This is a genomic window from Paenibacillus lemnae, from assembly GCF_012933385.1.
Taxonomy (GTDB): Bacteria; Bacillota; Bacilli; order Paenibacillales; family Paenibacillaceae; genus Paenibacillus_AQ; species Paenibacillus_AQ lemnae.
On sequence record NZ_JABBPN010000001.1, the window covers coordinates 199281 to 211049 of the forward strand.

The 11769-nt window shown below is 51.1% G+C and carries 9 protein-coding genes; 5 read left to right on the forward strand and 4 right to left on the reverse strand.

Annotated features, from left to right (window positions below; all coding sequences use genetic code 11):
- Positions 1–12: 12 nt before the first annotated feature.
- Both HII30_RS00950 and garR read right to left on the reverse strand, forming a co-directional pair.
- Positions 13–1440: a four-carbon acid sugar kinase family protein gene (locus HII30_RS00950; protein WP_169503050.1), complete on the reverse strand. Its 1428-nt coding sequence runs from the start codon at positions 1438–1440 to the stop codon at positions 13–15.
- Positions 1437–2339: a 2-hydroxy-3-oxopropionate reductase gene (garR, locus tag HII30_RS00955; RefSeq protein WP_169503051.1), complete on the reverse strand. Its 903-nt coding sequence runs from the start codon at positions 2337–2339 to the stop codon at positions 1437–1439. The genes HII30_RS00950 and garR overlap by 4 nt, the downstream gene beginning before the upstream one ends.
- Before the next feature lie 219 nt (positions 2340–2558).
- Here garR and HII30_RS00960 point away from each other — a divergent pair, with 219 nt between their 5' ends.
- A complete protein-coding gene (locus tag HII30_RS00960; protein ID WP_169503052.1) occupies positions 2559–3170 on the forward strand; it encodes a GntR family transcriptional regulator in 612 nt (203 codons plus the stop codon).
- A 121-nt stretch (positions 3171–3291) separates the two neighbouring features.
- Here the strand turns inward: HII30_RS00960 and HII30_RS00965 are convergent, their stop codons facing one another.
- On the reverse strand, positions 3292–5148 hold the full coding sequence (locus HII30_RS00965; RefSeq protein ID WP_169503053.1) for a hypothetical protein: 1857 nt from the start codon (positions 5146–5148) through the stop codon (positions 3292–3294).
- Between the two features lie 287 nt (positions 5149–5435).
- Between HII30_RS00965 and HII30_RS00970 the strand changes: the two genes are divergently transcribed.
- Positions 5436–6902 (forward strand): protein adenylyltransferase SelO, encoded by a 1467-nt coding sequence (locus tag HII30_RS00970; RefSeq protein ID WP_169503054.1) that lies wholly within the window; start codon positions 5436–5438, stop codon positions 6900–6902.
- A 111-nt stretch (positions 6903–7013) separates the two neighbouring features.
- Here HII30_RS00970 and HII30_RS00975 read toward each other — a convergent pair whose 3' ends face one another.
- Positions 7014–8243: an NAD(P)/FAD-dependent oxidoreductase gene (locus HII30_RS00975; RefSeq protein WP_169503055.1), complete on the reverse strand. Its 1230-nt coding sequence runs from the start codon at positions 8241–8243 to the stop codon at positions 7014–7016.
- A 230-nt stretch (positions 8244–8473) separates the two neighbouring features.
- On the opposite strand from HII30_RS00975, the gene HII30_RS00980 reads away from it, so the two are divergent.
- The 3 genes from HII30_RS00980 to HII30_RS00990 all read left to right on the forward strand — a co-directional run bounded on the left by HII30_RS00980 (position 8474) and on the right by HII30_RS00990 (position 11646).
- Positions 8474–9886: an ABC transporter substrate-binding protein gene (locus tag HII30_RS00980; protein WP_343045029.1), complete on the forward strand. Its 1413-nt coding sequence runs from the start codon at positions 8474–8476 to the stop codon at positions 9884–9886.
- 84 nt (positions 9887–9970) lie between these two features.
- Positions 9971–10813, forward strand: a complete 843-nt coding sequence (locus HII30_RS00985; protein ID WP_169503056.1) for a carbohydrate ABC transporter permease — start codon at positions 9971–9973, stop codon at positions 10811–10813.
- Positions 10813–11646, forward strand: coding sequence for a carbohydrate ABC transporter permease (locus HII30_RS00990; RefSeq protein ID WP_169503057.1), 834 nt, complete (start codon positions 10813–10815; stop codon positions 11644–11646). Before HII30_RS00985 ends, HII30_RS00990 begins: the two co-directional genes overlap by 1 nt.
- Positions 11647–11769: the final 123 nt, after the last annotated feature.

An 11769-nucleotide genomic window follows, 5' to 3' on the forward strand; every position in this document is an offset into this window, starting at 1 on the left:
CAATATAAAATATTATGTCCGGTTCTCAAGCATAGCGGCCACATCTCTTAATGTGGTGACCGCGCCTACATTTCCGGGAAAGATTACATAAGGCAGATGCGGAAATTTGCTTTCCTCTCCTGTGGTCCATACCGGAATGCCGGGAGCAACTTGACCAGCTACGTCTGCCCGCTTGACACCAAGACCACGGGTACCGATGTCGCTGGAGGTGATGCCGCCCTTGGCAATCAGATAACGCGGACGGACCGTAAAGTTCTGTACGATCGATGTCACGGCACGCGAAATATCTACGGAAAGCTGAAGCTCCTTTTCTTTCATATTCTCTCCAAGATCCAGCCGCTCACGACGGGTATAAATTACAGTGGTGACGCCTTCTCTGACGTTCTCTTCAGCATCGAGACGGACACGTTCCACTTCCTCACGGAACCGTTCGGGCTCCAGCACCAGATGCGCATCCAGCTCAATGAAATGAAGCTGGGGCAGCTCTTTTAGCTTATGAAGCTGATCGGTTGTCTTCTGGACGTGGGAGCCCACCATAATCAATCCTCCCGAAGCCGAGTCCGGGTCTACCAGCTCTGATGCGGTAAGCAGCGGTCTGGAGGTGATATCTCCGATAACCTTGGTGAACGCAGCCGCAGTCCGGTACAGAAAGCGCTTGCCCTGCTTCAGCGCACGCATGAGCGCGATGGCGAATACCCGCACATCCTGCTCCTCAGCAGCATCCACCACAATCTTATTAAAGCCGTTAACGTTCATCAGCAGGTCGGTAATCTCATCGACAGCCAGCTTGCGGATCAGATGCAGCGGAATGAGCGTCACGTCTTTGGCCGGGAATCGTCCTCCGGTTTTCTCCTCTACATAATCCGCGAGATGGCTTGACCTGTACCCGAAGGTGCGGTCTTTCGCAAACTCGGTTTCCCCGGCGGGAATCAGTTCATCCTCCTGGCGTACATAGTGCACACCTTCAATGGTCAAGCGTCCGCCTTCATAGAAGAAGGGCAGGATCACCTCGCCGTCAATGGAGTCGCCTTGTTCTTTCAAGGTTTGGTACAGCACCTCCGTTTCCAGCGGATAGTGACCTCTCAGGGTAGAATCCCCGCGGCTGATCAGCAGATAAGGTCTGTTCAGCTGCTTACTGACGGCTGCTGTGCGCTCTGCAATATCCTGGTGAACCCGGCGCGTCTCTTCTTCGGAAAAGGCGCGCGAGTTGGTCAGAATGAAGAAGATGTCATTGTCTTCTAGAAAACCTTGTTCGATCGATTCCTGGGTCCAGTCCGTATAGACCGACACCCCATGCACGGTCTGTACGCCTGTCGGATCATCATCGAGTACAATGATTTGATGTGTGAATGAAGACCGTTCCTTCTCCCATAGAGTGTCTACTGCCTGCTTGGAGAGAGCTGGATAACGGGACAGTATATCTTTGGCTTGAATATTCATTGGTCATCACCTATATCACCTGTGACTTGAAAGTTAGCAATCTTTTCATAGTATTGCACCAATCCGCCGTGATCATCCGCTGCCTTGCCGTCGGCTTTCAGGGAGTGGAACATTTCCAGCACCTGGCCGGTGAGAGGAAGAGGCACCCCGATGGCATGGGCTGTATCCATAACGTTCGTCAGATCCTTAGCATTAATGTCAATTCGTCCGCCTGCCACGAAGTTACGCTCCAGAATCAGCGGTACCTTCGCGTCGAGCACCGCACTTCCGGCGAGTCCGCCCCGAATGGCTTCGTACATCTTCTTCAGATCGATTCCTGCTTTGGCCGCCAGGATTAAAGCTTCTGACATCGCCGCGATGTTCACATTGACCAGAATCTGATTGGCGAGCTTGGCTGTGGTTCCGCACCCGTGATCTCCAACCAGCGTAATATCTTTGCCCATATACTCCAGCACAGGCTTCACCTTGCTGAATACTTCTTCTTTCCCGCCGGCCATAATCGCGAGCGTGCCGTCCACGGCTTTCGGTTCACCACCGCTGACCGGGGCATCGAGCATATCCAAACCTGCCGCTTTCAGCGCCTCAGCAATCTCCTTCGAGACGACAGGTGAGATGGAGCTCATGTCCACCACAACAGTTCCCGGCTTCGCGCTATGAATGATGCCGCTTTCACCAAGCACTACACTTTTCACATGTTCGCCGTTGGGCAGCATGGTGAAAATGATATCACTGTGCTCCCCGACCTCCTTCGGTGTGGATGCCGCTCTAGCACCGCTTGTAACCAGTTCTTCTATAGCGCTTACATTAATATCGAAAACGGTCAGCTCATAGCCGGCGCGTACCAGATGAAGAGACATCGGTTTTCCCATTATGCCTAGACCAATAAATCCAATTTTCACAGGAAAGACCTCCTAATAGTTAAAATTCGTAGTTGTTTGATATCGCTTACAAGGTCATTGTACACAATAATATTAATTTTGTATACAAAATATTTAAAAAAGTATACACAATTAAAACTTTTCATGTCGAAAAGATCACATTATACTTGAATTAGCGGGCTTTTTTCGTGCTTTGAGCAGGGTGAAAGAATATCGCCATTTTAGGAGACGACATGACTTATGATTAAAAAATCATCCATCGCTTTTAAGAAATCTTATGAATATATTCGGGACCAGATTTTGAACGGAGAGCTGCCCAGGGGCACCAAGCTGATAGAAGAAAAGCTGGCCGAAGAGATCGGCGTGAGCCGCACACCAGTGCGGGAATCCATTCGCAGACTGGAACAGGAGGGCCTCATTCAGCAAAAGAGAGTGGTGAATCCTTCCGAAACGGATCTGCGGAATCTGTTTCAAGTCCGGATTCTGCTGGAGGGCTTTGCCGCCCGCTCTGCCGCACAGTTTCTGCGAGAAGAGGATCTGGGAGAGCTTCGGGAATGTGTGCGCATCGGCCGAAGCGGAAATGCGGAAGAGATTATGACTGCGAATGAACGTTTTCATGATCTAATCGTCCAGTCCACCCATAATCCGTTTATGATCGATACCATTGCGAGAATGCACTCCATCATCTATCTGTTTCGAAAGACAGTGGTGTATCACAAACGCCCTTTCCTGATTGATGAGCATGAACAGATCTGCCAGGCGATTGCCGAGCATCAGGGGGAACTGGCGGAACGGCTGATGCAGGAGCACCTGCAGGCTGACCTCGAATTCTGCATTCATCTGCTGAAATAAAGGACAGCATTTCCTTCAATAAGGCTGTTTTTCAAGCTTATTTACAGTGTCTCTTCAAGGATATAGGTAAAAAATGGGGCCGCCCCTCAAGATCCAGGATCTTTTGGGACAGCCCCATTGATTATTCAAATATCGATTCGTCCATCATCCCCAGCAGCATGCCGACCGGAATCATGGCATTCGTCCAGCCGCTCTCCAGGCAGTACGGCCCCCATCCGGTATCGCCGTTGTTTCCGAAATACTCCTCCAACTGCAGCGAGTAGGCACGCATCCAGCCGCCGTTATAGCGGGCATCATGACTGCGAATCTGAATCCGGCACAGGAAATCAGACAGCTGGTTATACCACTGCTTATATCGTTCATCTCCGGTTGCTTTCCAGCATTCCCACACATTCATCAGTAAAAAGTTGTTCGTATACAGCTGGTCGGCAATTCCTTCGCCATTATGGATGTAGACTCCGGCATCTTCTTCGCCAAACCGGTCCGGATCCGGATTATCCGCTTCCTGAATCGCTCCGGATGCATCCTGATGGGACAGCAGGTAGGTAGAAATATCCTCAAGGCCTTGACGGAGTTCACCGGATTCATCGAATTGCTGCAGGTAAGCCAGTGCCAGCGTAAACCGGCCGTAACCGGAGGTCTGACTGTACATAAACCACAGCTCGTCCCGGCGTCTGAGCAGCTCTTTGCTTCCGCGGACCGAGGTCTCAATATACTTCATGTCTCCGGTAACGAGGTAGGCTTGAATGTATGCCGTATGTGTGATGCTCTCAAAATGAGGACTCATGCTCGGTTCAAGCTCCTGTGCTGCTCGTTCTCGTCCCAGTTCCTCCAGCTGTTCTCCGATCATAACCTTGTGGCGCAGACCGCTCGGGTGCTGAGTAGCCATCATGGCCTCTGCGACCAGCAGGCCGTGGCGTTTGTATTCTTCCACACCGGTTTTACGGTACAGATACAGCAGGGCCACACAGACCCAGGCATTATCATCGGTAAACATTTGATGAGGCTGTTCATCCGGGAACTGATACCATTTAAAAAAGCCATAAGAAGACGATGCCGGATCCATGTCCTGAAATCCGTTCTCGAACAGATACTGCAGCAGGCCATGGGCCGCTTCGATCCATTCTTCCTTGCCGCTGTGAGTTCCGTACAGGTAGAACATCAGTACAGCATGCGCATGGCAATCCGGCCGGTAATCCCGGGAGAGTGCGCCGGTTACAGAATGGATATTTTCCAATACCCCGGCAGAGCCGTCAGCCTTCGGCAAGATGCCAGAGCGCACAAACCAGTCTGCGCTTCTCGCAACCGCGCCTTCGGGAGACTGCTGGCCGGACGTAGTGATCTGCGGCTCCCACATCACGAACGGAATGCCGGTCTTGTCCGACAAACCCCGGATGACCTGAGACCAGCGGCTGTGCGGCCGCAGCGGCGTCAGATCTCCCGTGCCGAACAGAGAGAAACAAGATGATACAACCAGCCCGTCCCCGATCCGGCGAAAACTCAGTGCCGGAGAGGTCTTCGTTTCCCCCGAGCTTGTCGATACATGGGTTTCCCGGAATCCGCCAACTTCCAGCAAGGGCTCGGAATCTGCCGAGAAGCCCAGGGCAAAAGCGCCGTCCCACTCCAGGATGCTGCCCTTGTCTAAACCGCTGCCTTCTGCACCGGTTGTCCGCAGTTTCTCCAAGGTGCGGCGGCTCTTGAGGAAGTCCTGCTTCCAGCCAAGAAGACGTGAGCTTGGGAAGTCAAAAGCCGAGATCAGCTCGGCGTACAGCCGGCCGCCCTGTTTGACATAATGCCAAAGCGCATGCGATTCCTTCAGGGACAGCACAGTTTCTTCGTCCAGGGAGCCGGTCCCGATCAGCAGAATGGCATCATAGCCGGAAAGCTCGCTTTGTTCCAGGGATGAAAAGGGCTTCCATTCTGCACCTGTGACGATATCCCGCTTAGGCTGAACTTGTGAAAATATCATAGTTTTCATCTTGATTGATTCCTCCATGTTTTTTTATCGTGTTGAACACTCGATACTTTTCACGTTGAGATAATATCATTCCTTAACATTTTCCTTGTCGAAGGCGCAATCTCCTTTAATTATGACAGTATATCACCAATTTTTTATATGAAAATAAATAAAATCTCCTTTTTTTAAAATGAGGTGTTGGGAAATATGAACGGTGCTGGAGAAAGTCTGTGCGCAAAAGGCGATCTTTCACGCTGCGAGGGGTATAATAGTTTATAAGACATCCTGCACCAGAAAAGGAGCATACTATGACACCATCACAGACATCGGCAGAAGCCGGCTGGAATTTTGACAACAGTTATGCACGCCTGCCGGAGACCCTGTTTACGAGACAGCATCCGGGTGCGGTTAAAGCACCGGAGATCGTGATATGTAATGAGGATTTGGCCTCAGCGCTGGGATTGGATCCGAAGGCCCTGCAAACGCCCGCCGGAGCTGCGGTACTTGCCGGAAACGACGTGCCTGAAGGGGCTGACCCTCTGGCACAGGCTTATGCCGGACACCAATTCGGTTATTTCAATATGCTTGGCGATGGCCGGGCGGTGCTGCTCGGAGAGCAGATCACGCCTGCCGGAGGCCGCTATGATATTCAGCTTAAAGGATCAGGGCGCACACCGTACTCCCGCGGCGGCGACGGGCGGGCCGCGCTGGGACCGATGCTGAGGGAGTATATAATCAGCGAAGGTATGCATGGGCTTGGCATACCGACGACACGAAGCCTCGCGGTCACGGCGACCGGACAGGAGATCCAGCGGGAAATGTCGCTCCCGGGAGCAGTATTAACCCGCGTGGCAGCAAGCCATATTCGGGTTGGGACATTTCAGTATACTGCTCAATGGGGGACACCTGAGGATCTGAAGGCCCTCGCGGACTATACGATAAACCGTCATTATCCCGATGCGGCACAAAGCGATCAGCCATATCTATCCCTGCTGCGGGAAGTCATCCGCCGTCAGGCTTCACTGATTGCCCAGTGGCAGCTGGCTGGCTTCATTCACGGGGTCATGAACACCGATAACATGGCGCTTAGCGGTGAAACGATTGATTACGGGCCTTGTGCGTTCATGGACGTATATCACCCGGCGACGGTTTTCAGCTCGATCGATACCCAGGGACGCTATGCCTACGGGAATCAGCCGTATATCGGTGCGTGGAATCTGGCCCGGCTGGCCGAGCCGCTGCTGCCGCTCATTCATGATAAACCGGAGAAAGCGGCTGAAATGGCTGAAGAAGAAATTGCCAGGTTCGCCGGATGGTTTGAAGAGAACTGGCTGCACGGCATGAGAGCGAAGCTGGGACTGTTTAATGAGGAAGAAGAGGATGGCAAGCTGATCAGCAGCCTGCTGGATTTGATGAAGGAGCATCGTGCAGACTACACGAACACGTTCCGTGCCTTGACGTTAAGTGAAGAGACAGATATGGATGGCATCGAGGCATTCAGCCAGTGGCTGGAGCAGTGGAAGCAAAGACAGCACCGTCAGGAGGAATCGCTGGAAGCTGCCTGGCGCTTGATGCGTGGAAGCAACCCGGCAGTGATTCCAAGAAATCACCGTGTAGAAGAGGCCTTAAGTGCTGCGGGGCAGGGGGATCTGACGGTGATGCAGAAGCTGTTAGCTGTACTCGCGAACCCGTATGCCTACTCCTCTGAACAGCAGCCTTACTGCATGCTGCCTGGACCTTCAACCCGTGCGTACCGCACGTACTGCGGGACCTAAAGCAGGCGCAAACGAGCCACAAATGAGTGCAAACCTGACATCATAAAGCATACAAGCGTGAAAAAGCGGCCTATCCCTGGTGATCTGTGGATAGGCCGCTTTTGTTAAGTTTTAGAGTCCCGCCGGACGCTGCATAACGGGGCGGTCCTGCCGGTACAGATCAAGATCAGGATGGCTGCCGTTCGTGATAGCCCCTGTAATAATCTTGGAGAGAGCTCCGCTGTAGACCAGACCATTGTCGCCGTAGGCGAACAAGAAGTAACAATTCGGAAATTCCTCGTATATGCCGATCATGGGCAGACCATCATGGGTCCCGCCGTAAAAAGAGGCATAGTAGTACTCCGGTTTAACGTCAATGCCAGGAAACAGCTTGTTAAACTCCTTCACCAGCTCATCCTTGCGGTGCATCAGCTTGGCATCACGGTCTTGGGGACGTGTCGCATTGTCATCCAGGCCCCCGATGATAATACGCCCGTCCTGCGTGGTGCGCATATAAATGTACGGCCTGGCCGTTTCCCAGATCAGGGTTTGCTGATACCATGCGGACAAATCCAAGACCGGGTTCGTGACGACGGCATATGAGCTCGTGAGCACACTGTTCTTTTCCTTCCGGATCTCCTGTCCTTCATATCCAGCAGCAATGATGACCTGCCCTGCATCAATACGGTGGCCGGTGTCTGTATAAAGAACAGCCTGCTCTGAGCCGAACTTTTTGCCGGTAATCCGGGTGTTTTCATACACCTTGACACCCTTTTGACGTGCCCGGTCCAGCAGTCCGTGATTATATTTATAGGGATTGATGACGGCATCATCATAGAGATAGAGCGCCCCCTGCTTCGAGAAAGGATAACGCTCCGCAATCTGGGACGCCTCCAGCCAATCGACTTTAAAACCATGCTTCTTCAGCAATTTCAGCTCATTCTGCAGCTTACCCACACCTGCGGCATCGCTGGCATAATACAGACTGTCCCGCAGGACAAACTCAGGATCGATGTCCAGGGTCTGAGAGATCTTCTCCATGTCCCGGATCGCCTGCTCGCACAGCTTGGTATGCCGGATTGCGGCTTCCTCGCCGAACGAATTCACCAGCTCAAACAGCATTTTATCTCCCAAATATTGAATCAGCGCGGTATTGACCGCTGTGCTGCCTGAACCGATGCTCCGTTTATCCACCACAGCGACCTTTAGTCCGGTTTCACTGAGCAGATGAGCACATTGGGCGCCGGAGCTTCCCCCGCCGATAATGAGCACATCGCACTTGAGATCCTCTTCCAAGGCAGGATATAGGGGAGGGTCTGGAAGTGTAGACGGCCAGTAATAGTTCCCATTATGCAAATCCATGAGTTCATCTCCCAAATGTCAGATTACAGGTATTATCTCCCGTTAAATACCTTCCATATACGTGAATGAAGGAGTCGCACCCGGCTCAGTCATAAGGAGGCGAAAATGTTCCTTGTTCATGCGAGGATATTCCGATGTGTTGGGATATTCTGTCATGCTATAACTTACACATGGAGTCGCTGCAGACCGTGATTCTTAAAAACCAAATCAGGTCAAGGGGGATTAAAAACGTGAGAAAGACCAAAAAATTCATGAGCCTGGTGCTCGGACTCACATTGACGATGGGACTCGCTGTCGGCTGTAATAATAACAATTCTGGAGGCACTGAACCTGCCAAAACAACCGGAGAAACTCCTCCGAAGACCGAGACAGCGAAGGTAGATGAAATTTACTTCCTGAACTTCAAACCTGAAATTGCACAGGTCTATGAGAAAATTGCCAAGGATTATGAGGCAGAGACCGGCATTAAAGTAAAAGTGGTGACCGCAGCAGCCGGAACATACGAAACGACGTTGAAATCCGAAGTTGCAAAATCCGATCCGCCGACCATTTTTCAAATTAACGGACCTGTCGGCTACAACAACTGGAAGGACTACACAGCAGACTTGAAGGATTCCAAGCTGTACAGCTTCCTGTCCGACCAAAGCCTTGCCGTGAAGAGCGGTGATGGCGTTTACGGTATTCCTTACGTTGTTGAAGGCTACGGCATTATCTATAATGACGCTGTGATGAAGAAATACTTCGAAATGGCTGACAAAGCGGTATCCATCTCATCGGCATCCGAAATCAACAACTTTGCTACCCTTAAAGCGGTGGTAGAGGACATGACGGCGAAGAAAGATGCACTGGGCATCAAGGGTGTATTCGCATCCACTTCCCTGGCTCCTGGTGAGCAGTGGAGATGGCAGACACACTTGGCAAACCTCCCGCTCTACTATGAGTTCAATGACATGGACGGGTTCGACAACACCGTACTTGCTGGTCTGGATGCTAAGGAAATTGAATTCAAATACGGCAGCAATTACAAAAATATTTTCGATCTCTACATTAACAACTCTGTAAGCAAGAGCTCCATGCTGGGCAGCAAGTCGGTTGCTGACTCGATGGCAGAATTCGCACTCGGTCAAGCAGCGATGGTGCAGAACGGAAACTGGGCTTGGTCCCAAATCAGTGAAGTCGGCGGCAACACAGTAAAGTCAGAGGATATCAAATTCCTGCCTATCTACACAGGTATTGACGGTGAAGAAGAGCAAGGCCTGGCTGTTGGTACTGAGAACTATTTCTCCATCAACAGTAAAGTGTCCCCTGAGAAGCAGGAAGCTTCGCTCGCGTTCCTGGAGTGGTTGTTCTCCAGTGACAAAGGGAAAGAGTATATCGTGAAGGAACTGGGCTTTATCGCACCATTCAACACATTTGCTGATGACGAGAAGCCTGCTGATCCGCTGGCAAAAGAAGTAACGAACTGGATGGATCAAGGCAAAACATCCGTTGCCTGGACATTTGCAGCCTTCCCGAGTGAAGACTTCAAAAACCAATTCGGTGATGCTCTGCTGCAATATGCACAAGGCAAAGCAACATGGGAGCAGGTAGCGGGCACGGTACAGGAAAGCTGGAAAGCTGAGAAGGCCAAAACAAGCCAATAAGATGTTCAAAGTTCAAGCCACTGCGTACCTCATGTGCGTAGTGGCGCTTCTCTTTCGGATTTCAACGGCGATAGGAGAGTCAAAATGGAGAAATCAATCAAAAGATATTTCATACTGTTCACGTTTCCGACCCTGCTCGCATTTACGGCCCTGTTCATCGTACCGTTTGTGATGGGCATCTATCTGTCATTTACCGAATTCACGACGGTGAATGATGCTACATGGGTAGGCCTCAGCAATTATTCCAAAGCGTTTGCCAACCAGGATTTCCAGAATGCCCTATGGTTTACGGGGAAATTCACCGTGGTCTCCATGATTACGGTCAATATCCTGGCCTTTCTGCTGGCGCTGCTGCTCACACGCGGTAAACGGGGCACGAACCTGTTTCGTACGGCTCTGTTCATGCCGAACCTGATCGGCGGCATCGTGCTCGGCTACATCTGGCAGCTCATTCTGAACGGTATCTTGTACCGCTACGAAGTTACACTGACCTATGATGCCAAGTATGGCTTCTGGGGACTGGTCGTATTAATGAGCTGGCAGCTTATCGGATACATGATGGTCATCTATATTGCGGGCATTCAGAGTATTCCGAAAGACCTGTTTGAAGTAGCCAAGATCGAGGGTGCGGATCGCTGGGCGATCGTGCGCCATATCACCATTCCGATGATTATGCCGGCGATTACCATCTGTTTGTTTCTGACGATGACCAATTCCCTGAAGCTGTTTGACCAGAATTTGGCGCTGACAGCAGGGGCACCGGCCAAGGAAACGACGATGCTGGCCCTGGATATTTACAATACCTTTTACGGGACACCGGGCTGGGAAGGGGTAGGTCAGGCTAAAGCGGTTGTGTTCTTCGTATTGGTCGCGCTCATCGCCATGATCCAGTTATCTGCAACCAGAAGAAGGGAGGTTGAGCAATAATGCAGAGAGAGACCGTCAGAGACAACTCCATCTTTGTTCTGTTTCTGGCCTTGATTGCTGTATTCCTGTCGCCGATCCTGATCGTGGTCATGAACTCCTTCAAGGGGAAATTTTACATCAGTGACGCGCCGTTTAAACTTCCAGACAGCACCACCTATGTCGGATTGGAGAACTATGTAAGCGGCCTGGAGAAGACCAACTTCTTCAACGCCTTTGGGATGTCGCTGTTTATTACCGTATTCTCGGTTGCGGTCATCGTATGGCTGACAGCCATGACAGCCTGGTATATTACCCGTGTGAAAAGCCGATTCAGCAAAATGCTCTACTTCTCCTTCGTATTCTCCATGATCGTTCCTTTTCAGATGGTCATGTTTACAATGACGAAAGTGGCCAATGTACTCAACCTGGATAATCCGCTGGGCATCATTATTATTTATCTGGGCTTTGGCTGCGGTCTGTCCGTCTTCCTGTATTCCGGCTTTGTAAAGTCCATTCCGATTGAAATCGAGGAGGCTGTCATGATTGACGGAGGCAACCCCCGGGAAATGTTCTTCAAGGTTGTCTTTCCGATTCTGAAGCCGATCGCCATTACGGTGGCCATACTGAATGTGATGTGGATCTGGAATGACTACTTGCTTCCATATCTGGTCATCGGCACAGAATACAAGACGATTCCGATTGCAATTCAATATCTGAAAGGCGGTTACGGCTCCATCGACATGGGTGCGATGATGGCCATGCTCGTTCTGGCCATTGTACCGGTAGTCGTATTCTACCTGTTCTGTCAGCGCTATATCATTGAAGGCGTCGTGGCAGGCGCGGTTAAAGGTTAGAAGGTTAAGGGTGTGACGCTAAGTCACCCCTTTATTTTTCTTTTCAGGGCTTTGGCAGGAGGAACATTTTACCTGTCGAAATGTAGTACAGAAGATGGGCGCATAAAGCTAGTTATGAACGAC